The organism is Nonomuraea sp. KM90, from assembly GCF_052246675.1.
In the GTDB taxonomy this organism is placed as follows: Bacteria; Actinomycetota; Actinomycetes; order Streptosporangiales; family Streptosporangiaceae; genus Nonomuraea.
This window is the reverse complement of the sequence record NZ_JBQQCB010000001.1, coordinates 296,588-320,029: the sequence shown is the minus strand read 5'-3', so window position 1 is coordinate 320,029 and position 23,442 is coordinate 296,588. Positions and strand designations below refer to the sequence as shown.

Annotated in this window: 23 protein-coding genes; 6 read left to right on the top strand and 17 right to left on the bottom strand. The window is 72.7% G+C overall.

All coding sequences use genetic code 11. The features are described from left to right. Positions 1 to 59: 59 nt before the first annotated feature. The 12 genes from ACTWPW_RS01835 to ACTWPW_RS01780 form a co-directional block, all read right to left on the bottom strand. Entirely contained in the window at positions 60 to 2,384 is a 2,325-nt protein-coding gene (locus ACTWPW_RS01835; protein ID WP_443167762.1) for a glycoside hydrolase family 3 C-terminal domain-containing protein, read from the bottom strand. Positions 2,385 to 2,450: 66 nt separating this feature from the next. Next, the gene (locus tag ACTWPW_RS01830) at positions 2,451 to 3,230 is read right to left on the bottom strand and encodes an alpha/beta fold hydrolase (RefSeq protein WP_443167761.1); all 780 of its coding nucleotides are present in this window, start codon (positions 3,228 to 3,230) and stop codon (positions 2,451 to 2,453) included. 20 nt (positions 3,231 to 3,250) lie between these two features. Then, positions 3,251 to 3,640, bottom strand: a complete 390-nt coding sequence (locus ACTWPW_RS01825) for a VOC family protein (protein ID WP_375109098.1) — start codon at positions 3,638 to 3,640, stop codon at positions 3,251 to 3,253. A 148-nt stretch (positions 3,641 to 3,788) separates the two neighbouring features. Continuing rightward, on the bottom strand, positions 3,789 to 4,751 hold the full coding sequence (locus ACTWPW_RS01820) for an AraC-like ligand-binding domain-containing protein (protein WP_443167760.1): 963 nt from the start codon (positions 4,749 to 4,751) through the stop codon (positions 3,789 to 3,791). 133 nt (positions 4,752 to 4,884) lie between these two features. After that, positions 4,885 to 5,814, bottom strand: a complete 930-nt coding sequence (gene lipA / locus ACTWPW_RS01815) for a lipoyl synthase (RefSeq protein WP_375109100.1) — start codon at positions 5,812 to 5,814, stop codon at positions 4,885 to 4,887. 42 nt (positions 5,815 to 5,856) lie between these two features. After that, positions 5,857 to 6,840, bottom strand: a complete 984-nt coding sequence (locus tag ACTWPW_RS01810; RefSeq protein ID WP_375109101.1) for a M48 family metallopeptidase — start codon at positions 6,838 to 6,840, stop codon at positions 5,857 to 5,859. A 142-nt stretch (positions 6,841 to 6,982) separates the two neighbouring features. Continuing rightward, entirely contained in the window at positions 6,983 to 7,690 is a 708-nt protein-coding gene (lipB, locus tag ACTWPW_RS01805) for a lipoyl(octanoyl) transferase LipB (RefSeq protein ID WP_375109102.1), read from the bottom strand. Positions 7,691 to 7,727: 37 nt separating this feature from the next. Continuing rightward, the gene (locus ACTWPW_RS01800; protein WP_375109103.1) at positions 7,728 to 8,465 is read right to left on the bottom strand and encodes a Type 1 glutamine amidotransferase-like domain-containing protein; all 738 of its coding nucleotides are present in this window, start codon (positions 8,463 to 8,465) and stop codon (positions 7,728 to 7,730) included. A 38-nt stretch (positions 8,466 to 8,503) separates the two neighbouring features. Further along, entirely contained in the window at positions 8,504 to 9,397 is an 894-nt protein-coding gene (locus tag ACTWPW_RS01795) for a TIGR01777 family oxidoreductase (protein WP_375109104.1), read from the bottom strand. Between the two features lie 87 nt (positions 9,398 to 9,484). Beyond that, a complete protein-coding gene (gene sucB / locus ACTWPW_RS01790) occupies positions 9,485 to 10,966 on the bottom strand; it encodes a 2-oxoglutarate dehydrogenase, E2 component, dihydrolipoamide succinyltransferase (protein WP_375109105.1) in 1,482 nt (493 codons plus the stop codon). A gap of 38 nt (positions 10,967 to 11,004) precedes the next feature. After that, positions 11,005 to 12,369, bottom strand: coding sequence for a dihydrolipoyl dehydrogenase (lpdA, locus tag ACTWPW_RS01785; RefSeq protein ID WP_364113519.1), 1,365 nt, complete (start codon positions 12,367 to 12,369; stop codon positions 11,005 to 11,007). Positions 12,370 to 12,420: 51 nt separating this feature from the next. Beyond that, positions 12,421 to 13,881, bottom strand: a complete 1,461-nt coding sequence (locus tag ACTWPW_RS01780) for a leucyl aminopeptidase (protein ID WP_443167759.1) — start codon at positions 13,879 to 13,881, stop codon at positions 12,421 to 12,423. A gap of 105 nt (positions 13,882 to 13,986) precedes the next feature. Between ACTWPW_RS01780 and ACTWPW_RS01775 the strand changes: the two genes are divergently transcribed. From ACTWPW_RS01775 to ACTWPW_RS01765, 3 genes are read left to right on the top strand one after another with little or no spacing between them, the layout of a single operon-like run. Next, positions 13,987 to 14,334 carry a GntR family transcriptional regulator gene (locus tag ACTWPW_RS01775; RefSeq protein ID WP_375109107.1) on the top strand — a complete coding sequence of 116 codons (348 nt, stop codon included), beginning with the start codon at positions 13,987 to 13,989 and terminating at the stop codon, positions 14,332 to 14,334. After that, a complete protein-coding gene (locus tag ACTWPW_RS01770) occupies positions 14,331 to 15,299 on the top strand; it encodes a hypothetical protein (protein ID WP_443167758.1) in 969 nt (322 codons plus the stop codon). Before ACTWPW_RS01775 ends, ACTWPW_RS01770 begins: the two co-directional genes overlap by 4 nt. Next, positions 15,296 to 16,207 (top strand): lysostaphin resistance A-like protein, encoded by a 912-nt coding sequence (locus ACTWPW_RS01765; protein WP_443167757.1) that lies wholly within the window; start codon positions 15,296 to 15,298, stop codon positions 16,205 to 16,207. The genes ACTWPW_RS01770 and ACTWPW_RS01765 overlap by 4 nt, the downstream gene beginning before the upstream one ends. Positions 16,208 to 16,252: 45 nt before the next feature. On the opposite strand, the gene ACTWPW_RS01760 is transcribed toward ACTWPW_RS01765, so the two are convergent. Further along, positions 16,253 to 17,191: an adenosylcobinamide-GDP ribazoletransferase gene (locus tag ACTWPW_RS01760; protein ID WP_443167756.1), complete on the bottom strand. Its 939-nt coding sequence runs from the start codon at positions 17,189 to 17,191 to the stop codon at positions 16,253 to 16,255. 34 nt (positions 17,192 to 17,225) lie between these two features. Here ACTWPW_RS01760 and ACTWPW_RS01755 point away from each other — a divergent pair, with 34 nt between their 5' ends. Next, positions 17,226 to 18,026 carry an ABC transporter ATP-binding protein gene (locus ACTWPW_RS01755; protein ID WP_375109111.1) on the top strand — a complete coding sequence of 267 codons (801 nt, stop codon included), beginning with the start codon at positions 17,226 to 17,228 and terminating at the stop codon, positions 18,024 to 18,026. Between the two features lie 41 nt (positions 18,027 to 18,067). Here ACTWPW_RS01755 and ACTWPW_RS01750 read toward each other — a convergent pair whose 3' ends face one another. Both ACTWPW_RS01750 and ACTWPW_RS01745 read right to left on the bottom strand, forming a co-directional pair. Continuing rightward, positions 18,068 to 19,150, bottom strand: coding sequence for a bifunctional adenosylcobinamide kinase/adenosylcobinamide-phosphate guanylyltransferase (locus ACTWPW_RS01750; protein ID WP_375109112.1), 1,083 nt, complete (start codon positions 19,148 to 19,150; stop codon positions 18,068 to 18,070). A gap of 445 nt (positions 19,151 to 19,595) precedes the next feature. Continuing rightward, positions 19,596 to 20,291 carry an SCO2322 family protein gene (locus ACTWPW_RS01745; protein ID WP_443167755.1) on the bottom strand — a complete coding sequence of 232 codons (696 nt, stop codon included), beginning with the start codon at positions 20,289 to 20,291 and terminating at the stop codon, positions 19,596 to 19,598. An 82-nt stretch (positions 20,292 to 20,373) separates the two neighbouring features. On the opposite strand from ACTWPW_RS01745, the gene ACTWPW_RS01740 reads away from it, so the two are divergent. Then, a complete protein-coding gene (locus ACTWPW_RS01740; protein ID WP_138693754.1) occupies positions 20,374 to 20,580 on the top strand; it encodes a hypothetical protein in 207 nt (68 codons plus the stop codon). 66 nt (positions 20,581 to 20,646) lie between these two features. Here ACTWPW_RS01740 and ACTWPW_RS01735 read toward each other — a convergent pair whose 3' ends face one another. Continuing rightward, positions 20,647 to 21,645, bottom strand: coding sequence for an aldo/keto reductase family protein (locus ACTWPW_RS01735; RefSeq protein ID WP_375109114.1), 999 nt, complete (start codon positions 21,643 to 21,645; stop codon positions 20,647 to 20,649). 57 nt (positions 21,646 to 21,702) lie between these two features. Between ACTWPW_RS01735 and ACTWPW_RS01730 the strand changes: the two genes are divergently transcribed. Next, a complete protein-coding gene (locus ACTWPW_RS01730; protein ID WP_375109115.1) occupies positions 21,703 to 22,710 on the top strand; it encodes an SMI1/KNR4 family protein in 1,008 nt (335 codons plus the stop codon). A gap of 31 nt (positions 22,711 to 22,741) precedes the next feature. Here the strand turns inward: ACTWPW_RS01730 and ACTWPW_RS01725 are convergent, their stop codons facing one another. Then, a complete protein-coding gene (locus tag ACTWPW_RS01725; RefSeq protein ID WP_364113497.1) occupies positions 22,742 to 23,326 on the bottom strand; it encodes a DUF3043 domain-containing protein in 585 nt (194 codons plus the stop codon). Positions 23,327 to 23,442: the final 116 nt, after the last annotated feature.

Genomic DNA, 23,442 nt, shown 5'->3' with positions numbered 1-23,442 from the left:
GGATACAAACCAACTGGTGCAGTATGGAAAACGCGGCCCGGTCGTTTTTCCCGTTGTGACTACATCTTCACCGTTGCCGACAGCGGAAGATCGCTCGCGTTGCGGCCCGCCCGCACCGTGTGCACGCCCTCGACCGTACGCCAGCCGTTCTCCCAGACCTGGAAGGCCCGCTCCGGGAGGAACACGGTGGTGATCACGGTCTGCCCCGGATCGGCCTCGACCACGTCGAACCCGGCCAGCCGGCCCTCGACGTAGATCTGCACCACCTCCCGCCCCGGGCGCGTCCCGGTGTTGGTGACGGCCACGGAAACGCTGGTGCCCTCGGCCGCGATCGAGTCGTAGGACCACGTCGTGTACCCCAGCCCGTGCCCGAACCAGAACGCGGGCGACAACCCCTCGCACGCCGGATATCCGATGCGGACGCCCTCGTCGTAGGCCAGCTTCCCGTCCACCGGCGTCACGCAGGTCACCGGCGCGTCCGCCAGCCGCCGGTGCCAGGTCGTGGGCAGCCGCCCGCCCGGCTCGGCGTCGCCGAACAGCACGTCGGCCAGCGCCGCCCCCGCCTCCTGCCCCGGGAACCAGGTGACCAGCACCGCCGCCACCTCCTCCAGCCAGGGCATCTCGACCGGCGAGCCCGCGTTGACCACGACCACCGTCCGCGGGTTGGCGGCGGCCACCGCCCGGATCAGCTCGTCCTGCCGGCCCGGCAGGACGAGGTCCGCGCGGTCGAACCCCTCGCTCTCCACCTCAGGCGTGGTGGCGGCCACGACCACCGCCACGTCGCACTCGCCGGCCACGCGCACGGCCTCGGCCATCAGCTCCTCCTCGCCCGGGCCGGGGTCGGCGTGGCCGAGGGTGAAGGACACGAAGGTCATGCCGGCGAACGTGCTCGCCGGATGGGTCAGGGCCAGCTCGTACGTCCCGCCCGCCGCCATCGCCACGCGCACCCGGCGCTCGGGCGGCGCCAGGAACGCCGCGGCCGGGTCGCCGACGTCCAGGCCGATGCTCTCGTCGAGGACGCTCTCGCCGTTCACGGTCAGGTCGAAGGCGCCCACGCCGGCCACCGACAGCTCGTGCGCGCCGGAGACCTCCGGCCGGTACGCCACCCGCAGCCGGACCGCCTTGAGCCGCTCACCGTCCACGCCGGGCGGCAACTGCCCCATCCAGCGCGCCTCGCCGTCGGCCAGCGCCTGCTCGGACAGCACCTCGCCCGCCTCGTCCAGGAACAGCGCCGTGACGGGGCCGGGCAGCGGTGCCAGGCGGATGCGCGGGTCGGTGCCCACGGCGTACCGGACCTCGGCCCGGCCGGCCAGCCCGTCGAGCGGCGAGACGACGCGCCCGGGGTAGACCTGCGCGCTGCCGCCGCCCATGACGCGCGCCTCCCGGGCGGCCGCCCCGATGAGCGCGATCGTGGCATCGGCCCGGAACGGCAGGACGCCGTCGTTGGTGAGCAGGGTGGAGCCGCGGGTGGCGACCTCGCGGGCCAGCGCCACCCCGTCGACGGCCGCCGTCTCCACGGGCCGTTCCCGCGCGCCGCGCAGGGCGCCGACCCGCTCGGCCAGGCGCAGGACGCGGCGTACGCGATCGTCCACGGCCGACTCCGGCACCCGCCCCTCCCGTACGGCCGCCTCCAGCCGGCCTCCCCACGGCCCCTTCGGCCCCGGCATGGCCACGTCCGTGCCGCCGAGGGCGGCCGCCTCGGTCGAGCGCACCGCCGTCCAGTCGGACACGACGCACCCGTCGAACCCCCACTCGCCCTTCAGCACCCCGTGCACCAGGTCCGCGTGCTCGGTCATGGTGGTGCCGTTCACGCCGTTGTAGGCGGTCATGAGGCCCCACGCCCCGGCCGCCACCACCCGCTCGAACGGCCGCAGGTACAGCTCGCGCAGCGTCCTCTCCGCCACCACGACGTCCACGGTGAACCGGTCGGTCTCGGAGTCGTTGGCCACGAAGTGCTTGGGCGTGGTGGCGACCCCGCCCTCCTGCACGCCCTCGACGTAGGCGGCGCCGATCTCGCCCGTGAGGAACGGGTCCTCGGAGAAGCACTCGAAGTGCCGGCCGCCGAGCGGCGAGCGGTGCAGGTTGAGCGTGGGCGCGAGCAGGACGTGCACGCCCTTGCGCCGCGCCTCCTGGGCCAGCAGCCGCCCGGCCCGCCTGACCAGGTCCACGTCCCAGGTGGCGGCCAGCGCCGTCGGGCTCGGCAGGGCGATCGAGGGGTCGCCCGGGCGCCACTGGCCGCCGCGTACGCCGATGGGCCCGTCGCTCATCACGAGCGCGTCGAGCCCGATCTCGGGCAGCGGCGGCAGCGACCACATGTCGGCCCCCGTGAGCAGGCGGATCTTGGTGGGGAGGTCGAGCCGGGAGATCAGTTCGTCGAGGTCCACGCCCCACAGTGTTCACCAGGAAACCGAGCGCTCGATAGGTTTGTGACCTTTGCGTAATGCAAAGCGTCACCCCGCCACGAAGAACTCCAGCAGCTCGGGCGCCAGCGCCTCCGGCGCCACGTTGTGCGCCTGGTCCTCCAGCACCCGCAGCACCGCCCCGGGCACCGCCGCGGCCACCGCCACGCCCGCTTTCGCCATCCACGCCGGGCTGTCGGCCCCGTTGAGCACCAGCGTCGGCTGCCCGATGGCGGCCAGCCGCGCCGCGGGCAGCTCCTCACCGGCCCGCAGCACGGCCGCCTCGTAGACCAGCGTGTGCGCGACGGCCTCGGCCTGTTCCCAGGTCGGCTGGGCCCGCATCATGGCCACGGCCTCCGGCGGCACCCCGGCCGCCGCCATGAACCGCTCCACCACCTCCGCCCGCCGGCCCGCCGCGACCAGCGCGCCGAGCTCGGCCGTGAAGCCCGGGGAGAGCGCGGGCGCGCTCTCGTCCACGTGGTACGGCGGCTCCCACACGGCCAGCTTCGAGATCGCCGGGAGGACGGCGGCCGCCTCCATGGCCAGCGCCGCCCCCGACGAGCCGCCGAACACCATCGCCGACCCGCCCGCCGCCGCCACGACGGCGGCCAGGTCCTCGATCTCCCGCTCCACCGCGTACGGAGGCGTGTCCCCGCTGCCGCCCCGGCCCCTGCGGTCGTAGCTGAACACCGTGAACCACCGGGCCAGGGCGCTCGCGATGGCGGTCATCATGGGCTGCCGCCGCTCCGCGAACGCGCCCTGGACCAGCACGACCGCCGGACCCTCGCCGCGCCGGTCGAAGGCGATGACGGTGCCGTCGGCCGACTTCACGGACTCCTCCGGGCACGAGCTCATTGGGCCGGCTGCACCAGGCACAGCGCCTCCCAGTGGTGCCCGTCGAGGTCGGCGAAGCCGCGCTGGTAGCGGAACCCGCCGTCCTCCTGCTTGACGCCCGCCGGCGTGGCCCCGGCCGCCAGAGCCTTGTCCACCAGCTCGTCCACCTGCGCCGGGTTCTCCAGCCCCAGCACCAGGATCGCCTCGGTGCTCTTGCCGGCGTCGCCGATCTCCTTGGTGATGTACGAGGCGAACGCGTCCTCGGCCAGCAGCATGACCTGCGTCTGCTCGCTGATGACCACCGACGCCATGTTGTCGGCCATGCCGAACAGGGTGAAGCCGAGGTCGGTGAAGAACTGCTTCGACCGCTCGATGTCCTTGACCGGAAGGTTGACGAAGAGCTGCATTTCCTGATCCCTTCTCTCATTCGCTGACAACCATCAGTCTGCTGAGAAAGGGCCCGCCGGTCTTGGATCTGGACGCCAGGCGGATTGACGTTCAGCGCACAGTGTCAGTTCACAGTGTCAGTTCACAGCGTCAGTTCACAGCGTCAGCTCACCGTGTCAGCACCGTGTTGGCGCGGCGGTACTCGGCGGGCGGCATCCCGTACGCGCGCCGGAACAACCTGCTGAAATGCGCCGAGTCGGGCAGCCCCCAGCGGGCCCCGACGACGCTGACGGACTCGGTGCCGCCCGCCAGCAGGTCCGTGCGGCACCGTTCGAGCCGGCGCTGCCTGATCCAGGCGGCCACCGTCGTGTTCTCCGACTCGAACAGCCGGTGCAGGTAACGCACGGAGATGTGGTGCGCCGCCGCGATGGTCGCGGGGTCGAGGTCGAGCTCGCCCAGGTGCTGCTCGACGAAGGCGTGCACCTGCAGCAGCAGCGTACGTTGCCGCGCGTCGCCGGGCAGCGACCGCGTCAGCTCCAGGCGCTCGGCGACGGCCGCGCTGACCAGGTCGGTCACCACGGTCGACAACCTCGCGGCGCTGCCGGGGCGGTAGGTCTCGTGGTCGAGGGCCACCCGGCGCAGCAGCGGCACGGCCAGCGCGGCGGCGCCCGTCTCGGCCCCGATGGGCAGCGCGGCGAGCGTCGCCACCGCGTCGATCGGCACGCTGAGCTGGTCGTGCGGGAGGCTGAACACCGCGAGCCGCACCGCCGAGTCGTAGGCCAGCTCGTAGGGCCGGGTGAAGTCGTAGATCGCGAACTCGCCCCGGCTGAGCTGCGTCTGGCGGCCGTCCTGGGCCAGGCGGGGGCTGCCCGACAGGGCGAGCACCACCCGGTAGAGGCCGGGATTCTCGCGGCGGATCAGGCCCGAGGTGCGGTGCACGCTGTGGGGGGTGGAGGTGTCGATCCGGCCGACGCCCACGTCGCCGAGCTTGCCGAACTCGATCTCGCCGCGTAACGGCGCGTCGGGGTCGATGCGCAGGTCGAGGGGGCCGAGCGTGTCGCACACGATGCTGCGCCACGCCTCGTGGCGACGCTTCGCGGGTAAGTCGCTGGTGCGGATCAGAACGGCCATGCCGGAGTCGCTCCCCCTCGTCGACAGGGCTGCCATGGTAGCCACGCCGCCCGGCCCCGCGCACCGGGCAAAGCAGTGGCCCGGCACGGAGCAGCCCCGGGACGACGGGCGTCCCGGGGCTGAAATCTGCCGGTCAGGCGGTCTGGCGGGCCTCGATGGCCTGCTTGTAGAGCTTGCCCGCCCGGTAGGACGAGCGCACCAGCGGCCCGGACAGCACGCCGGCGAACCCGATGGCCTCGGCCTCGGCCTGCAGCTCGACGAACTCCTCCGGCTTCACCCACCGCTCCACCGGGTGGTGGCGCGGCGTCGGCCGCAGGTATTGGGTGATCGTCAGCAGGTCGGTGCCGGCCGCGTGCAGGTCGCGCATGGCCTCGACGATCTCCTCGCGGGTCTCGCCCATGCCCAGGATCAGGTTGGACTTGGTGACCAGCCCGGCCTCGCGGGCCATCGTGATCACGCCGAGCGAGCGCTCGTAGCGGAACGCCGGGCGGATGCGCTTGAAGATCCGCGGCACCGTCTCGACGTTGTGCGCGAACACCTCGGGCTTGCTGGAGAAGACCTCCTCCAGCTGCTCGCGGTTGCCGTTGAAGTCGGGCACCAGCAGCTCGACGCCGCAGTCGGGCAGCAGCGCGTGGATCTGGCGCGCGGTCTCGGCGTAGAGCCAGGCGCCGCCGTCGGGCAGGTCGTCGCGGGCCACGCCGGTCACGGTGGCGTATTTCAGGCCCATCTGCTGGACGGACTCGGCCACCCGGCGCGGCTCGTCGCGGTCGTATTCCTTGGGCTTGCCGGTGTCGATCTGGCAGAAGTCGCAGCGGCGCGTGCACTGGTCGCCGCCGATGAGGAAGGTCGCCTCGCGGTCTTCCCAGCACTCGTAGATATTGGGACAGCCCGCCTCTTCACAGACCGTGTGCAGGCCCTCCCGGCGCACGAGCGATTTCAGCTCGGTGTATTCGGGGCCCGTCCTCAGCTTGGTCTTGATCCACGGGGGCTTGCGCTCGATAGGGGTTTCGGCGTTACGCACCTCCAGGCGGAGGAGCTTGCGGCCTTCAGGAGCAACGGTCACGTTCTCAGCTTACGTCTCCTGGGGAAGCGGCCTGTTCCAGGGTCAGGAGATGAGCCCGAAACCCCGGATCGCCCGGGTGTAGTGGGCCTGCAACTCCTCGTCGATCCGCTCCGACTCGCGGGTGCCGAGCAGCTCGGAGTGCGGGGGCGAGGGGAGCACGCCGTCGTCGGTGAGCTGGAATCTGGCCAGCGCGTCGCGCCTGATCGACGACACGCTCTCGCCGCGCAGCGCCGCCGCCTGCATCGGCGCCAGGTAGCCGCCCGCCGCCAGCTCCTCCAGCTCGGCCAGCTCCTCCGCCGTGGCCACCCGCTCCGCCAGCGCCCGCTGCCTGGCCAGGGTACGGCTCTCACCGGCCCGGGCCAGCCGGGTCAGCACGTAGCGCAGCAGCAGCACCGGGCCGCCCAGCACCCGCCCGACCAGGCGGCCGAAGGCGCCCGCCACCTCGTACGTGGTGCCCGGGTGGTCCATCGCCCCCAGGGACGAGGCCGCGATTGTTGTCTGCGCCTCCTCCCTGACCTTCAGCGGCGCCGCCGCTCCCAGCAGGGCGTCCCGCCAGGACTCCAGCGTGGCCAGGGCCTCGCTCACCACCCGCTCGGAGCCGGTCGGCAGCCGCGCGTACGCCGTGGCCAGCACCGCCACCCGCTGCTTGGGGGGCAGCGCCAGCCACAGCGGCAGGCCGACGACCAGGACGGGGGTGCGCGCCAGGCCGACCCGGTCGTAGCGGGTGTGCGGGTCCAGGTCGCCGACCGCGACCTTCCTGGGCCGCTTGACGCCGACCCGGTCGGCCACCCGGTCCGCGGCCCCGTACAGCTCGGGGGCGGAGGCGCGGTCGAGCACCTCGGCGTCGGCGGGCAACCGGCCCAGGCTGGGCCGCAGCGCCCAGCCGATGGCCAGGCTCACGGCGCCGAGGAGCCACGACAGGATCGAGCCGGGGGCCCGGATGATGATCCACCCGCCCAGCACCACGAAGGCCAGCGTCAGCAGGTGGACCACGAGCGCGAGCACGAGAGCGGAAAGGCGCTTCACACGGGCGATCGTAAGCCCGGGATCTCCGCGATTCCGCTGCCGTTGGATGCCGATTCGATTACCGGCCCCGTCAATGGCCCCGTCAATGGCCCCGTCAATGGCCCCGTCAATGGCCCCGTCAATGGCCGCGTCGACACCCGCGTCAACGGCCGCGCGGGCTGTCGCGGAGCAGGTCCTCCTCGTGGAGCTCGAACGCCTCCTTGCCGAGCGCCTCCGCCAGCCGCTTCTCCGCGATCGGCATGACCTCCTCGACCACGATGCGGCGGCCCGTCTCCGCCGACAGCGACGAGACGCCCACGTCGGGGAAGCCGCACGGGGCGATGCGGTTGTACCAGCGCGGGTCGTTGGCGCAGTTGAGCGCGAAGCCGTGCATGGTCACGCCGCGCGAGACGCGCAGGCCGACCGCGCCGAGCTGGCGGTCGGGCAGGCCGAGCGCCGGGTCGCCGGCGGCCCACACGCCGCCGCGGCCGGACACCCGCCGGGCCGTGACACCGAAGTCGGCGCACACCTGGATCATCGTCTCCTCGAGGCGGCAGGCGTACGCCACCACGTCGGTGACGGCCACGATCGGATAGGCGACGAGCTGCCCGGGGCCGTGCCAGGTCAGGCGCCCGCCCCGGTCGACGTCGATGACCGGGGTGCCGTCGGACGGCCGCTCGTGCGGGGCCGTGCGCTTGCCCGCCGTGTAGACGGGCGCGTGCTCGAGGACGAGGACGGTGTCGGTGAGCTCTCCGGCGGCCCGCTTGCCGTGCACCCAGCGCTGCAGCGACCAGGCCTGCTCGTAGGGAACGTCGACACCAAGGCGGACGATGGCGAGTGCGTGGGGATCGTCCCCGTGGATGGGGCGCATGAGCCTATTGTGCCGTTCCCTCACCCTTGAAGGGTAATCAGGGGGTCAGGAGACGTGGCTCGATCCTGAACTCCTTTACCCTTCCCGCACCCTCGCTCTCCAGCCGGTAGGCGTGCGCGCCCGGCTCGACGCTCACCGCCTGGATGAACTCGGTGCCCACGTAGTGCAGCCCGACGCCCTCGTCGGCGGCGTAACCGCCGGGCAGCTCGCCGGCGGCCACCGACTCCTGCAGCAGCGGCCGGCGCTGCGGCTCGGAGTTGTAGTGCACCCCGCACGAGTAGGGCAGCAGCGCCATCCCCTCGGCCCACACCCGCAGGTCGGGCCCGAAGGAGTCGGTGTTGCCCCCGACGTGCCAGCACAGCGCGCCCGCGCTCTGCCCGGACAGCACCACCCCGGACCGCCACGCCTCCTCGAACGCCTCGTCGAGCCCGTGCAGCCGCCACAACGCCATCAGGTTGGCCACGCTGCCGCCGCTGACGTAGATCATGTCCTGCTCGAGCATCCAGGCCCGCGGATCGGCGACGTTGGGCATCGGGAAGACCGTCAGATGGCTCACCTCGACGTCCCAGCCCGCGAAGGCGCCGTACATCTTCAGCACCCAGTCGGACGAGTCGCCCAGCGCCGTGGCCACCAGCCCCAGCTTCGGCCGGTCCTGCCCGGTGAGGTCGAGCCCGTAGCGCAACAGGAGGCTGGCCTCGATGCTGTTGTGGCGCCTGCTGGGGCGGAACGATCCGCCTCCGATGGCGAGGATGTGTGACTGTCCTGACCGGCTCATGTCAAGATTCTCCCACCTGCTGAAGAACGGACGGCACCCTACAGTACGGCGCGCAGCGCCTCGTCGAGACTCGTATGGGAGAAGCGATAGCCGCCGGCGGTCAGCTTGGCGGGCATGATGCGGTGGCCCGGCAGCAGCGTCTCGCGGGCCATCTCGCCGAGCCCGGCGGCCAGCGCGAACGCCGGCACGGGGATCGGCATCGTGCCCCTGCGCAGGGCCTTTCCGAGCGTCCTGGTGAACTCGGCGTTGGTGACGGGCGTGGGGGAGGTGAAATTGACCGCCCCCACGATGTCCCGATTTTTCAACACATGTAGGGCGGCGCCCACCCAGTCGTCCACGCTGATCCACGACCAGTACTGCTTCCCCGACCCGAGCGGCGCCCCCAGCCCGATCCGGAAGATCGGCAACATCCGGCCGAGCGCCCCGCCGCTCCGGGTCAGCACCAGCCCCGTACGCGACCGCACGGTCCTGATGCCCGCCTCCCCGGCCCGCTCCGCCTCGCCTTCCCACTGCTCGCACATGTCGGCCAGGAAACCGCTGCCCTTGCCCTGGCTCTCGTCGATCACCCGGTCGCCGGTGTCGCCGTAGAAGTCCACCCCCGAGGCCGACAGGAACACCTCGGGCGGCTTGGAGAGCCCCCGCAGGGCGTCGACCAGCACCCGCGTGCCCTGGACCCGGCTGGTGACGAGCTCGCGCTTGTAGGCCGGGGTCCAGCGCCGGTCCGCGATCGACGCCCCGGCCAGGTGCACGACCGCCTCGGCGCCCTCCAGCGGGGCCAGGTCCACGACCTGCTCCTCGGGCTGCCAGAACGCCTCGTCGTCCCCGCGCGGCGGGCGGCGGACGAGCCGGACGACCTCCCGCCCCTCGCCCCGCAGCGCCGCCACCAGCGCCGTCCCGAGCAACCCCGACGCACCCGTCACGATGATCGCCATGTACTCACACTACGCCGCCCCGCCCCCGAACAGGCGAAAGGCCGGGCGGCCCCGTCGAGGAGCCGCCCGGCCGATCAGCGATCCGCCTTACGCGAGACCGAGCTGGGCCTCGAACCGGCCCTCCTCCAGACGACGCTTGATCGTCGTCAGGAAACGAGCGGCGTCGGCCCCGTCGACCAGCCGGTGGTCGTAGGTCAGCGCCAGGTAGACCATCGACCGCACCGCGATGACCTCGCCCTCAGGCGTGTCGATCACCACCGGCCGCTTCACGACGGCGCCCGTGCCGAGCATGCCGACCTGCGGCTGGTTGAGGATCGGCGTGTCGAACAGCGCGCCCCGGCTGCCCGTGTTGGTCAGCGTGAACGTTCCGCCGGTGATCTCGTCGGGCGTCACCTGGTTGTTGCGGGTGCGCTCGGCGAGGTCGGTGATCTTGCGGGCGAGACCGGCCAGGTTGAGGTCGCCGGCGTTCTTGACGACCGCCGCGAGCAGGCCGCGCTCGGTGTCGACCGCCATGCCGAGGTTCTCCACGTCGAAGTACGTGACCTCGTTGGTCTCGTTGTTGATCGTGGCGTTCAGCTTCGGGTGCTGCTTGAGCGCCTCGACCGTGGCCATCGCGAAGAACGGGGTGAAGGTCAGCTTCACGCCCTCGCGGCGCAGGAAGTCGTCCTTCGCCCGCGCCCGCAGCTGCGCGATCCTCGTCACGTCGACCTCGACGACCGAGGTGAGCTGCGCCGCCGTCTGCAGCGACTCGACCATGCGCTTGGCGATCGTCTGGCGCAGGCGCGTCATCTTCTCCGTACGGCCGCGCAGCGTCGTGTCGACCTCCACCGGCTCGGGAGCCGCGGCGACCGGGGCGGCCTGCGCGGCGGGAGCCGGAGCGGCGGCCGGGGCGGCGGCGGGAGCCGGGGCCGCGGGCTGGGCCGCGACGGCCTTCTCGCGCTGCGCCTTGGCGGCCTCGAGGACGTCCTGCTTGCGGATCCGGCCGCCCACGCCGGTGCCGTTGATGCTGTCGAGGTCGACGCCGTGCTCGTTGGCGAGCTTGCGCACCAGCGGCGTCACATAGGGGCTGTCACCCGAGGACGGCAGCGGCGTGGGCTCGGCGGCCGGGGTGGTGGCGATCGGCGACGGCTGCGCCGGGGGAGCGGCCTGCGGCGCGGGGGCCGGGGCAGGCGCGGGGGCCGGAGCGGGAGCCGGGGCGGGCTGCGCCGGAGCGGGCTGCGGGATGGAGGAGGCCGGGGGAGCCGGCGCGGGGGCGGGCTCGGGCTCCGGCTCGGGCTCGGGAGCCGGCGCGGGGGCCGCCTCCGGTGCCGGAGCGGCGGCGCCCGGCTGGGCGTTCTCGTCGATGATGGCGAGCTCGGCCCCGACCTCGACCGTCTCGTCCTCGGCCACGACGATCTTGGTGAGGACACCCGCGGACGGCGACGGGATCTCGGTGTCGACCTTGTCGGTCGACACCTCGAGGAGCGGCTCGTCGGCCTCGACGCGCTCGCCCTCCTTCTTCAGCCAACGGGTTACCGTGCCCTCGGTCACGCTCTCGCCGAGCTGGGGCATCTGTACGGAGACCGGCATCGTTATTCTTCTCTCGCGTTCTGATCTCGAGGGCTGGACTAGTTGTGTACGTGCAGCGGCTTGCCGGCCAGGGCCAGCATCGCCTCACCGACTGCCTCGGACTGCGTCGGGTGTGCGTGGATGAGCTGGGCGACCTCTGCGGGCAGCGCCTCCCAGTTGTAGATCAGCTGGCCTTCGGTGACGAGCTCCCCGATGCGCCTGCCCACCATGTGGACACCGACGACGGGGCCGTCCTTCTGGGCGATGACCTTCACGGCGCCCGAGGTGCCGAGGATCTGGCTCTTGGGGTTGCCCGCGAGGTCGTAGACCTGCTCGACGACCTCGATGCCGCGCTCGGCCGCCTGCGCCGAGGTGATCCCGACCGAGGCCACCTCGGGGTCGGAGTAGGTGATGCGCGGCACGCCGGCGTAGTCGATGGGCGGCGGGTTGAGACCGGCGATGTGCTCGGCCACCATGATGCCCTCCGCGAACCCGGCGTGCGCCAGCTGCAGGGTGGGGATCAGGTCGCCGATGGCGTAGACGCCGGGCACGGACGTGCGGCAGTGCTCGTCGACCACGACCGCGCCGCGCTCGATGGCGATGCCCTGCTCCTCGAAGCCCATGCCCGCCGACACCGCGCCGCGGCCGACCGCGACGAGCAGCAGCTCGGCGTCGAGGGTCTTGCCGTTGGCCAGCGTGACGACCACACCCGTCTCGGTGGTCTTGGCGCTGTCGAAGAAGACGCCGAGCTCGTATTTGATGCCGCGGCGGCGGAAGGCCCGCTCCAGCAGCTTGGAGCTGGACTCCTCCTCGGTCGGCAGCAGGTGCGGCAGCGCCTCGACGATCGTGACCTCCGCCCCGAACGAGCGGTAGACGCTGGCCAGCTCGACGCCGATCACGCCGCCGCCGAGCACGATCACGGACGTGGGCACGCGGTCCATCCTGAGCGTGTGCTCGCTGGTGATGACGCGCTCGCCGTCGATCTCCAGGCCGGGCAGCGACTTGGGGGCCGAGCCCGTGGCCAGGACGATGTTGCGGCCCTCGTAGACCTCGGAGCCGACCTGGATCCGGTTGGCGCCGACGAGGCGGCCCTCGCCCTCGACGATCGTCACGCCCGCGCCCTTCAGCAGGCCCTGCACGCCCTTCCAGGCGCGAGTGACGATCTTGTCCTTGAAGGCGTGGACGCCCTGGACGTCGATGCCCTCGAAACGCGCCTTGACGCCGAAGGACTCGCTCTCGCGGGTCTCGTCGGCGACCTCGGCGGAGTGCAGCAGGGCCTTCGTGGGGATGCATCCCCTGTGGAGGCAGGTGCCGCCGATCTTGTCCTTTTCGATCAGGGCGACCGACTTGCCCAGCTCAGCCGCCCGAAGCGCGCAGGCGTAACCGCCGCTGCCGCCCCCTAGGACGACGATGTCATAGGCCACAGGAGTGCTCCTTGTCGGGGTGTTCGTGATGCCGTCATCTTTTCATTTGTTTCAGATGCTCGCGTGCCGCTCTGCGAGTCCGATCAGGGTCCGGGTGATGGCGCCGGTGCCGCCCTTCGGGGTGTAACCGTACGGCTCGCCCTTGTTGAAGGCGGGCCCGGCCATGTCGATGTGGGCCCAGCGCACCCCGTCGGGCACGAACTCCTTCAGGAAGATTCCCGCCGCCAGCATGCCGCCCCAGCGCTCGGGGTGGAGGTTGGCGATGTCGGCGATCGGCGAGTCGAGACCCTTGCGCAGCTCCTCCGGAAGCGGCATGCCCCACGCGCTCTCGCCGGCGGCGCCGGCGGCCTCGACCACCAGCTCCCTGACGGCGTCGTCGTTGGCCATGATGCCGGCGGTGCGCCAGCCGAGCGCGACGATCTGGGCGCCCGTGAGGGTGGCGACGTCGACGATCACGTCGGGGCCGTCCTCGGCCGCGCGCGCGATGCCGTCCATGAGCACCAGGCGGCCCTCGGCGTCGGTGTCGAGCACCTCGACGGTCTTGCCGCTGTAGCTGTGGATGACGTCGGAGGGGCGCTGGGCGGTGCCGCTCGGCAGGTTCTCCGCCAGGCAGAGGTAGCCGACGGCGTTGACCGGCAGGCCGAGCCGGGCGATGCCGATCATCGCGCCGAGCACGGCGGCCGCGCCGCCCATGTCGGACTTCATCCAGTCCATGGACGCCGCCGGCTTGAGCGACAGGCCGCCCGAGTCGAACGTGATGCCCTTGCCCACGAACGCGAGCGTCTTGCCGGCCTCCGGGTGGCTGTAGGCCAGGCGGACCAGGCGCGGCGGGTTGGCCGAGCCCTGGCCGACGCCGACGATGCCGCCGTAGCCGCCGTCCTTGAGCTGCTTGTCGTCCAGCACCTCGACGCTCAGCCCGGCCTTGCCGCCCGCCTGCTCGGCCAGCTCGGCGAACTTGGCCGGCCACAGGTCGGAGGGAGGCGTGTTGACGAGGTCGCGGACCAGGGCGACCGACTCGGCCAGCACGCTCGCCCGCTCGGCCGCGGGCCCGGACTCGCCGGAGACCACCGTGAGCTCGGCGACCGGCGCCTTCTGCTCGCCGTTCGTGCGGTAACGGGAGAAGGCGTACGCCCCGAGCAGCCCGCCGAGCGCGACGGCCTCGGCCTGCTCGGCGGTGTCCGCGGGCAGGGCGAGCGCGGCGCGGGAGGTGCCGGCCAGGGAACGCACGGCGGCACCGGCGGCGCGGCGCAGGCCCTCGAGGTCGGGGGAGTCGCCCAGGCCCACGGCGACCAGCAGCGGGGCCGCGATCGCGCCGAACGTCGGCAGCTTCACCAGCTCCCCGGCCTTGCCGGAGAACCCGACGGCGTCGAGCGAGCCGGCGAGCCTGCCGCCGAAGGCGGCTTCCAGGGACTCGGCGCCCGACGCGGGGGTGTTGCCCGGCCCGAAGCCGACAATCAACGCGTCGGTGTCGATGGAGACTGGATCTGCTGAGTTCAGCCGCACAGTGGTCACGTAAACCGATGCTATCCACGGTTTCTGCGTACTCACAAACAGGGGTTCATCCTACCAATCATCGGTCAGTGTTCTGCGATGAATGGTGCTAGTGTCATTAGCACCATGTTGCTGACGCTCGATCTCAACGACGCCAGGCCCCTGCACGAGCAGGTGGCGGGCGCGATCCGCCGTGCCATCGGAGAAGGTGCGTACCGGCCGGGCGACCGCCTGCCGCCGGCCCGCGACCTGGCCGAGGCGCTGGGCATCAACCCCAACACCGTGCTGCGCGCGCTGCGTGACCTGCGCGAGGAGGGGCTGCTGGAGTTCAGGCGCGGCCGCGGCGTCAGCGTGGCCGGCCGCGCCGACGGCCGCGCCCTGCTCGCCCAGCGGGCGCGCGAGCTGCTGGAGGAGGCCAAGAAGCACGGCTACAGCCGTGACGACCTCATCGCCATCCTGGAGGAACTGACATGAGAGCCCGTGTGGTCGCCGTCGCGTGGTGGCTGATCGTGGCCGGTGCGCTCGCCCTGGCCCCCTCGATGCTGCGCGACCGGCTGCCCGACCCCCTCGCCACCCACTGGGGGACGTCGGGCGCCGTGCCCGACGGGTCGAGCTCCCTGACGGGACACGTGCTCGCCACCGAGGTTCTCTGGGCCGTGCTGTGGCTGGTCTTCTTCGTGCTCGGCCTGCGCGCGCAGGGGCGGCGGGCGCAGCGGATGACGTGCTGGGGCTGCCTGGTCGGGCTGGGCGTGCTGCTGCTCGGCACGACCGCCTCGACGCTGGCCGTCAACCTCGACGCCTCCAGCTGGCGGGAGGCCCTGCTGCCGGGCTGGCACATCCCGGCGGTCCTCGCCGCCATGGCCGCCACCGGGGCCCTGACCGCGTACGCGGTCAGGGGCGCGCCCGACCAGCCGTCCGCCGGGAGCCAGGCGCCGCCCGTGTTCAGGCTCAGGCCGGGGCAGCGGGCGGTCTGGGTCAGCCGCGTCGTCAACCGGTGGCTGGCGGCCATCGCCTTCGCCGCACTGGCCGCCACCGCGGTGCTGGCCGTGCTCGCCCTCTCGGGGCTGCTCCCCTCGGGCGTGCCGGCCGCCGCCCTGTCCGCGTCCGTCATCGTGCTCGTGGCCGGGCTGGCGACCGCGTCCGCCACCGTCATGGTCGGCGACGACGCGGTCACGATCGGCTTCGGCCCGCTCGGCCGGCCGAGACGCAGGATCCCGCTGTCCAGGATCGACGCGGCCTGGCGGGAGGAGCGCGTGCCGGGCGACGTCGGAGGTTGGGGCTTCCGCGGCGTGCCCGGGAGCGCCACCATCATGCTGCGCGGCGGCGAATGCCTGGTCCTCGGCTACCGTACGGGCGGTCAGCTGGCGATCAGCGTCGACGACGCCGAGCGCGGCGCATCCCTCATCAACGCCCTCATCGCGGAGCGTGTCCAGTCATGAAAAGACCCCTGCTCGTCTTCATCGTCCTGGCCTTCGGGCTGTCCTGGGCGGCGGCGCTGCCCCTGTGGCTCGGCGGCGGGCTGAGCTCGCCGCTGACACAGGCGCTGGGCACGCTGTTGATGTTCACGCCGGCCGTCGGCGTGCTCGGTGTGTGGGCCGTCTCGCGCACGCCGTTCCGCGAGTGGGCCAGGGAGACCGGCCTCACGCTCGGGGAGCGCAAGGGGCGCACCGGCCTGCTCGTCCTGACCGCCTGGCTCGGCGTGCCGCTGCTGGTGTTCGTGGCCATGGGGATCAGCGCCGCCCTGGGGCTGGTCTCGCTGGACCTCGACGGGCTCAGCATCTACCGGGAGGCGATGGAGGCCCGCGGCGTGCAGGCGCCCGCTGACCTCGGCACGGTCGCCCTGCTTCAGATCGTGATCGGCGTCGCGGCGGGACCCGTGCTGAACGGCATCCCGGCGCTGGGGGAGGAGTGGGGCTGGCGGGGGTGGCTGGTGCCGCGGCTCGTGGCCACCAACGGTGTGCTCGCCGGGCTGCTCATCTCCGGCTTCGTCTGGGGCCTCTGGCACGCCCCGCTCACCTTGCTCGGCTACAACTACCCGAGGCTCGGCTCCTGGGCGGCGCTGGCCTTCATCGGCTTCTGCGTACTGGCCGGCGTGCTGCTGGGGTGGCTGCGGCTGCGTACGGGCAGCGTGTGGCCCGCGGTGGTGGCGCACGCCTCGCTGAACGCCATCGCCTCGGTCGCGCTGCTGCTCGGCGACGCCTCCGACCCGCCGAACGAGCTCCTGGCCGGGATCACCGGCGTGGTGGGGTGGCTGCTGCTGGCGGTGCTGGGCGCGGTCGTGCTCCGCCTCTACCCGGTACGCCCGCAGCAGCCCCGACCGGCCGAGTCCGCCGAACCGGTGGCCTGATCGCCCGGCCGGGAGCCCGCGCCCCGGCCGCCGCGTCCGCGAGGCTCAGCAGAGGATCGCGTACACCACCAGCGTGGCGGCCGCGGCGGTCTCCACGAGCGCGCCGAGCACGTCCCCGGTGATCCCGCCGAGGCGGCGCCTGGCGTGCCGGAGCAGCAGCAGCGCGGCGCCGAGCCCGGCCAGCAGCGCGACCGGCGCCACCAGCAGGCCCGTGAACGCCGCCGCTTCGCACTCGACGCTCGCCGACAGCATGCCCATCGGGTACTCGGAATCCATGTCGTAGTAGCGCAGGCCGGGCTCGTCCGCCTGCGGGCACGCGCCGGCGAGAAAGGGCTCGGCGTAGGTGACGGACAGCTCGCGGCCCCAGCCGGCGGAGTCGTCGCCGCCCCAGGCCCACAGGTCCGTGCCGGGGGCGGGGAGCAGGCCGATCACGGCGGCGGCGAGCAGCGCGGCCAGGGTGGCGAGCCAGGCGGCGGGACGGCGTACCGTGCCCGCGACCATCGCGCCCAGCCCGTCGGGGCGGGCGGCGGGCACGCCGGACCGGCAGGCCCACGTCAGCGCCAGCCGCCCTGCCACGCAGGCCGTCACGAGCGCCCAGAACCCCGCGTCGGCGAGCGCCACGACCTGCACGATCAGCGTGAGCGCCAGCGTCATCACGCCGAACGGCCCGATGTCCGACTTTTTCATGATGTCGAGCGCCTGGGGCGGCGGCTTGCCGCTGCCCAGGCCGTCCGCGAGATCGGCCAGCCCGTCGAGATGCAGCCCGCGGGTCAGCAGGGCCAGCAGCCCGAGCGCCAGCACCGCTCCCAGCAGGGGCGGCGCGGGCAGCAGCAGCGGCAGCGCGGCGACCAGGCCGAGCGCCAGCCCGACGGCCGGGGCCAGCACCATCGCCTGCCCCGCCACCTGCCGATCCACTCGTTCGACGCGAACGGGGAAGGCGCAGAGCGTGCCCACAGCGAACCTCAGCCCGTCCATCAGTCGCATAACGGACGATCCTAGGGCCCACTAGTGTGGCGGGATGCACGTGGTTGAACTGGAAGGCGTAGGTGTCCGGGTTGTCGGCAAATCGCTGCTGGACGGCGTCGATTGGCAGGTGGACTACGGCGACCACTGGGTGATCCTCGGGCCCAACGGCGCGGGCAAGACGACCCTGCTGTCGCTGGCGGCCGCCGTACGGCACCCCAGCGAAGGAGCGGTCAGGGTGCTCGGCCACCGGCTCGGCCGGGTCGACGTGCGGGAGCTGCGCCGCCACATCGGCCTGGTCGCCGACAGCCAGCACCTGATCGACGAGGAGCTGATGGAGGAGGAGGGCGCGACCGCGCACACCGTGGTGCTGACCGGGCACACGGGGACGAGCGCTCCGCTGTGGGACAAGTACGGCGACGCCGAGCGCGAGCGGGCCCACCGGCTGCTGGCCGACCTGGGCTGCAAGGACCTGGCGGACCGGAAGTTCCGCGTCTGCTCGCAGGGGGAGCGGGCCCGGATCCGGGTGGCCAGGGCGCTCATGGCGGACCCGGCGGTGCTGCTGCTCGACGAGCCGTTCGCGGGGCTCGACCTGCCCGCGCGCGAGGACCTCATCACCGCCGTCGAGGACCTCGCCACCACCAGGCCCGTGCTCACGACCGTGACGGTGACGCACCACGTGGAGGAGGTGCCCGCCACGACCACGCACGCCATGCTCATGCGCGACGCCAGGGTGCTGGCCGCCGGCCCGGTGGCGGACGTGCTCACCTCGGCCCGCCTGAGCGACTGCTTCGGCCGCTCCCTGAACGTGGACCGCGTGGAAGGCCGCTGGTACGCCAGAGCGGCCCGCCGGTAACCTCCGGTCACAGCTCCAGCAGGCGCCCGGTGACTCCCTGGTCACAGCTCCAGCAGGCGCCCGGCGACCACCAGCGCCACATACTCCGACTCGGCGGCCAGCCGTTCGTTGAGCCGCCCGAGCGCGTCCCTGAACGCCCGCCCGCTCGCCGTGGCGGGCACCACGCCCATCCCCACCTCGTCGGACACCGCCACGATCGGCTGTGACGCCTGCCGCCACACTGCCACCAGCTCGTCGCAGCGTGCCGTGACGGGCGCGCGATCGCCCTCCCAGGCGCCGTGCTCGTCGAACACCGCCGCCAGCCAGGTCCCCAGCCCGTCGATCAGCAGCGGCGTGGTGGCCGTGCGGATCGTCCCGGCCAGGTCGGTCGTCTCGGCGGTGACCCAGTGCGCGGGCCGCCGCTCCCGGTGCGCCCGCACCCGCGCCGCCCACTCGCCGTCGCCCGCGCCGCCGGGCCCGGTGGCCACGTAGGTCACGTGCGGCTCCGCCGCCAGCCGCAACTCCGCCTCGGCCGACTTCCCGGATCTGGACCCGCCCAGCAGCAGCACCCGTCCGCCACGCTGCGCCGGCGGAACCCGCGTCGCGCCCTCCTGCGAAGGCTGCTTCGCCTTCTCCTGCGGGAGCTGCGTCGCGCTCTCCCGCGGAACCTGCGGGGTCCGCTCAGTGCCGGTCTCCAGCTCGGTGCCGTCGGGGACGGCGAGCGCTCCCCAGAGCCGCAGCCGCCTGGCCAGCTCCTCCTCCGACCGGATCCGGTGATCCAGCCCCACGGCCACCACCAGGGTCGCGCCGTCCGCCAGCCCCGCCCGCCGCAGCTCCCCGAGACGCTCCGGCCGGTCGAGCAGGTCGATGAGCACCACGTCGTACCTGGCGGGCCCGTCCGGCGGCACGGGCCGCCCCTGGGGCAGGCAGAGAAGCCGCGAGCCGTCCGGGCAAACCAGCCCCAGGCCGTCGGCGCAGGCACGGTACCCGCGCGGCAGGCTCACGAAGGGGAACGGGACCACGCCGTCCACGACGAGGCCGAACGGGCGGCGATGGCCGGGCGGCAGGCCGGCGCACGAGGCGCACCGGCAGCCGGGCTCCGGCCAGCCCGCGCCGCCCCCGGTGCCGGTGAGAAGGACCTTCACCGCGCCGAGCGTACAAACTCGGCGGCGACCCACCCCACCCGGCCCTCCACCGCCCCTCAGGCCCGCCCGGACGCGCAGGAGGCCCTCACGGCCCTGCGCCGGTCCCACGCACAGCAGAGCCCCTCCACGGCCTCCGCGACGCCCGGCCGTCCCCAGGCGCCGGCAGCCTGGCCGAGGGTGTCCTGCGTCGTCTTGCGCGAGCGGCTTCCGGCCGTGCGTTGGGCGGGGCGGACTGGCGATTCCCAGTGAGACGTCAGCCGTGCGGACGGGTGAGCCCTTGGGCCGTCCCCCGCGCGGGTCCCATGGGGCGTCAGCCGGGCGGGCCGCTGACGGACGAGGCCGTGCGTCAGGCCGGGCCGGGCGGTGGCCAACGGGCGGCACGCTCGCCGCCTCACCGCCCACGTGCCAGGCCGGCGCGGTGGGTCGTGGTGCGCGGGGGCGGGAGTCAGCGGTTGGCTGGGGTGGTGGGGCGGGTGCGGCGGCGGGTGGCGAGGACGGCGCCGGCGCCGAGCAGGGCCAGGGCGCCGGCCCCGCCCGCGATCAGCATGATCGGCGGCCCGCCCCCGCCGTCCGGGGTTACGGCCGGGACCGGGAGGTCCGTGCCCGCCTGCGGCCGGGCCGGGTAGCCGTCCACGGACACCACGCCGCCCTGGGCGTCCACGCGTACGCTGGCGGCCGACGCGAGGAGCTGGGCCGTGGTGGCGTCCTCGGCGCCCGCCACGCACTTCAGCACCCCCTGAGCGGGCGGCTGCTCCCCGGGGTACGGGTCGGCGTCCCCGTCGCCGAAGTCCACCGCCACCACCACCCGCTTGTGCCCGGCGGCCGCGGTCTCCTTGCCGCACACCGCCTCGAACGACGGCAGGTCCCCGCCCGGCGACTCGCCCGCCGCGCCGTCCGGCGCCACCGAGAAGCGCCAGCCGATGACCGAGCCGCCCTCCGGGGTGTCGCCCGGCGCGGTGGACAGCCACGCCGTCCCGTCGCTGCGCCACGCGCTCCACGACCGCGGGGCGTGCGGATCGGCCGCCCCGGGCGCCGGTTCGCCGGGTGCGATGGAGGGTGAGGCGAGGGCGGAATGGGGGAGAGAGAGGAAGGCGGCCGCCCCGAGGGCGACCCCGGCCGCAACACGACATGCGCGCAGCATCGATTGACCTCCAAGCTCGGGAGTAGGGTTCCAGTGCCTGCGGAGGGTGCGCCGGCGAACCCGCGGAAAAGGAGCGTATGGCATGACATGGCGGTGGCGTTATGAAAATGCAAATGGTGGTGAGGTAACAGATCGCCCTTTGCCGCGAGAGGTTTTTCCGAGCCAGGCCGACGCGGAGTCCTGGCTCGGGGAAAACTGGCGTGACCTGCTGGAATCCGGTGTTGAGCAGGTCGCTTTGCTAGATGAGGACCGCGTGGAATACGCGGGATTGTCATTGCGTCCGGAGTGAGTGCCGGATAACTGAAAAACCCCTTGAGCGCTGCTGCGGCTCAAGGGGTTTTTGTTGTTGATGGGGTTATGGGCGGGTGCTCGGGCTCATGGTCTTGGACGGGTCGCGCTCCACGACGGACCCGAGCACGTCGTCGATCCGCTTCATCACGTCGGCATCGAGCTTGACGCCCGCCGCCTTCACGTTGTCGCGGACCTGCTCGGGCCGGGTGGCCCCGACGATGGCGCTGGAGACGTTCGGGTTCTGCAGCACCCAGGCGATCGCCAGCTGCGCCATGCTGAGCCCGAGGTCGGCGGCGATCGGCTTGAGCTCCTGTACGCGGGCGAGCACGTCGTCGTTCATGAACCGGGCGATCATGGCGCTGCCGCTCTTGTCGGTCGCCCGCGAGCCCTCCGGCGGCTGCTGGCCGGGCACGTACTTGCCGGTCAGCACCCCCTGGCCGATGGGCGACCAGACGATCTGGCCCACGCCCTCCTTCTCGCTCAACGGGACGACCTCGGACTCGATCACGCGCCACAACATCGAGTACTGAGGCTGGTTCGACACGATCCGGTCGAAGCCCATCTCGTCGGCGATCTTCAGAGCGCGGGCGATCTGGTCGGCGTTCCACTCGCTGACGCCGACGTAGAGGACCTTGCCCTGGCGTACGAGGTCGTCGAAGGTCTTGAGGGTCTCCTCGAGCGGGGTCTCGTTGTCGAAGCGGTGCGCCTGGTAGAGGTCCACATAGTCGGTCTGCAGGCGGCGCAGCGAGGCGTTGATCGACTCGGTGATGTGCTTGCGCGACAGACCGCGGTCGTTCTTGCCGGGACCGGTCGGCCAGTAGACCTTGGTGAAGATCTCCAGCGACTCCCTGCGCACGCCCTTCAGCGCCCGGCCGAGCACCTCCTCGGCCTTCGTGCCCGCATAGACGTCAGCGGTGTCGAACGTGGTGATGCCCTCGTCGAGTGCCGCCTGCACACACTGCTTGGCGGCGTCCTCCTCGACCTGGGAGCCGTGGGTGAGCCAGTTGCCGTAGCTGATCTCACTGACGATGAGACCGCTACGACCGAGGTGTCGGAATTCCATGCATCCGACCTTAATCCCGACGCATGGGGTGATCCGTTTCGGGATAGGGTGCGCGACGTGCTGAAGCTCGTACGGCTGGCGCTGACGGCGGCCATCCTGACCGCGATCGCGGTCAGGCTGCGCCGTCGCGCCCGCATGCCCGCCAGGCAGCCCGCGCCCCCGGCGCCGGGCCCCCGTCCGGCCCGGTCCATGAGGATGGTCGCAGCCTGGGTGTTGATCGCGGTGCTCGTGGCGCTCACCCTGGTGGCCGCGCTGGTGCCCGCCCACGAGCGGGCCGCCGGGGCGGACCGGCAGGCCGGCGAACTGCGGCCGGAGGCCCTGGCGGCGGTCGAGCACGGCGCCCCACCCGCGGCGCCGTCCCCCGTGCCGTCCCTTGTGACGTCCCCCGTGACGTCTCCGGTGCCGACTCCCGAGCCGACCCCGGCGCCGAGCGAGATCCCCGACCCGAGTTGCTCGCCCGCGCCGCGCCCGGTGACCGTGCGGCCGATCGACCCGCGGGTGAAGCGGGCCGTGGACCGGCAGTGGAGGCGCGTCGAGCGGTGGCTGAAGGCGAACGCGCCCCGCACGTACCGGACGCTGGGAGGGCCCGGCAAGGCGCGCACGATCGCCGTCGCCGAGTCGCAGATGGGTGTGGACTTCCCCGACGACCTGCGGGCCTCCCTGCTGCGCCACAACGGTGCGAGCGGGAAGCGGGCGTTCGGGTTCGGTTCCTGGCCCGACGGCGCGGTCAATCTCAGCACGCGCCGGATCAGGGACTCCTGGCGCGCGCTGTGCTCCTGGGGACGCACCGACCGCGGCCCCGACCCGACCGTCGAGTACTGGAACGGGCGGATGATCCCGTTCCTGTACTACCCGGGGCGCAGTGCGGACGTCATGGCCTACGCCGTGGTCGACTCCGTGGGAGGTGCAGTGGGCTGGGACGACTCGTCCAGCGGCATGGCACCCCGGATGCCGTCCTACTACGCGCTCATGCGGGCCGTGGCCGACGCGCTGGAGCACGGCACCCCGGTCGAGGGCCGGCGGCCCGTGGTGGAGCGCGGGGTGCTGCGCTGGGAGCGGTCGTGAGAGCGGTGGCGAGCCGCGCCGGCCGGGGAGGTCACCGCTTGGGCGGCACCGGCTTTCCGCCGGGCAGGACCGCGGGCGGCGGGAAGCGGAGCTTGCGGATCTGCAGCGCCCGCATCGCCGCGTAGAAGCCCACGCCCTTGACGCTCTCGCCGGGCAGCTTCTCGGCCACCAGCTTCTTCACCTTCCAGGCCACGTAGACCGAGGTGACGACCACGCCGATCATCATGATCGGCCAGCCGATCGTGACGACGTAGCCGAGCACCTGGGCCCGGATCGCCATCGGCCAGGGAATCCACGTGGCCAGCAGGATCAGTAGCGAGAACGGCAGGAAATACTGGCTCGGCAGCCGCCGCGAGTCGACCCAGTCCCGCGCGAACTTGCGCGCGGGGCCCTTGTCACGAACGGGAAAATACCGCTCGTCACCTGCGAGCATGCCCTCGCGGGCACGCTGGCGCTCGGCGTTCTGCTTCGCCCGCATCTGCCGATAGGCCTCTTTACGGTCCTTCGGCGCGGAGACGTACTGGCGTCGTTTGCCTTCGGCATCCCGGCGCTTGGGTGTGGGACGACCTTTACCCTGGGGCTTAGGATCGTCAACGGGGACGGGGGTGTCGTCCACGGAGGTCTGGGAACGGCGTCGCAACACGACGTCAACCCTACCTGGACTGCAACTTAGTGACGCCCCCGTGCGTTATGCGTAGGGTAATCCCAAGGCGGCTGCGCTGCATTGGGATT

What these genes read in the sequence shown, in the direction of transcription:
- ACTWPW_RS01795 (WP_375109104.1), bottom strand. Translation starts at nt 9,397, where the DNA reads ATGGCGATCATCGTGACGGGTGCGTCGGGGTTGCTCGGGACGGCGCTG.
- ACTWPW_RS01800 (WP_375109103.1), bottom strand. Translation starts at nt 8,465, where the DNA reads ATGAGCCGGTCAGGACAGTCACACATCCTCGCCATCGGAGGCGGATCG.
- ACTWPW_RS01740 (WP_138693754.1), top strand. Translation starts at nt 20,374, where the DNA reads ATGACATGGCGGTGGCGTTATGAAAATGCAAATGGTGGTGAGGTAACA.
- ACTWPW_RS01745 (WP_443167755.1), bottom strand. Translation starts at nt 20,291, where the DNA reads ATGCTGCGCGCATGTCGTGTTGCGGCCGGGGTCGCCCTCGGGGCGGCC.
- ACTWPW_RS01755 (WP_375109111.1), top strand. Translation starts at nt 17,226, where the DNA reads ATGCACGTGGTTGAACTGGAAGGCGTAGGTGTCCGGGTTGTCGGCAAA.
- ACTWPW_RS01770 (WP_443167758.1), top strand. Translation starts at nt 14,331, where the DNA reads ATGAGAGCCCGTGTGGTCGCCGTCGCGTGGTGGCTGATCGTGGCCGGT.
- ACTWPW_RS01820 (WP_443167760.1), bottom strand. Translation starts at nt 4,751, where the DNA reads ATGGCCGTTCTGATCCGCACCAGCGACTTACCCGCGAAGCGTCGCCAC.
- ACTWPW_RS01825 (WP_375109098.1), bottom strand. Translation starts at nt 3,640, where the DNA reads ATGCAGCTCTTCGTCAACCTTCCGGTCAAGGACATCGAGCGGTCGAAG.
- lipB (WP_375109102.1), bottom strand. Translation starts at nt 7,690, where the DNA reads ATGCGCCCCATCCACGGGGACGATCCCCACGCACTCGCCATCGTCCGC.
- ACTWPW_RS01775 (WP_375109107.1), top strand. Translation starts at nt 13,987, where the DNA reads ATGTTGCTGACGCTCGATCTCAACGACGCCAGGCCCCTGCACGAGCAG.
- ACTWPW_RS01760 (WP_443167756.1), bottom strand. Translation starts at nt 17,191, where the DNA reads ATGCGACTGATGGACGGGCTGAGGTTCGCTGTGGGCACGCTCTGCGCC.
- sucB (WP_375109105.1), bottom strand. Translation starts at nt 10,966, where the DNA reads ATGCCGGTCTCCGTACAGATGCCCCAGCTCGGCGAGAGCGTGACCGAG.
- ACTWPW_RS01735 (WP_375109114.1), bottom strand. Translation starts at nt 21,645, where the DNA reads ATGGAATTCCGACACCTCGGTCGTAGCGGTCTCATCGTCAGTGAGATC.
- ACTWPW_RS01765 (WP_443167757.1), top strand. Translation starts at nt 15,296, where the DNA reads ATGAAAAGACCCCTGCTCGTCTTCATCGTCCTGGCCTTCGGGCTGTCC.